The organism is Streptomyces azureus (assembly GCF_001270025.1).
Taxonomy (GTDB): domain Bacteria; phylum Actinomycetota; class Actinomycetes; order Streptomycetales; family Streptomycetaceae; genus Streptomyces; species Streptomyces azureus.
Genome location: NZ_DF968358.1, coordinates 1 through 211, shown reverse-complemented (window position 1 = coordinate 211; position 211 = coordinate 1). Strand labels below are relative to the sequence as shown.

Annotated in this window: 1 pseudogene; it reads left to right on the top strand. The window is 69.7% G+C overall.

Going from position 1 to position 211, the window contains the following annotated elements:
• A pseudogene (locus tag AOQ53_RS41750) lies at positions 1 to 211 on the top strand (hypothetical protein); the annotation flags it as partial.

Below are 211 nucleotides of genomic sequence, written 5' to 3'. Positions count from 1 at the left end.
GCGGAACAGAACGGGCGTGACGGAGGAAACGAGCCCGAGCGGACCGAACGCCGACGCGTCCGCCGCCGACGCAGGCTCCGCCTGAAGGAAGCCCTGCTCGGCAGGTCCCGTGGTGGACTGACCAGCAAGATTCACCTCGCTGCCGACCGCAGGCGTCGACCTTTGTCGTTCGTCCTGACAGCCGGGCAGGCCGCGGACAGCCCGCAGTTCG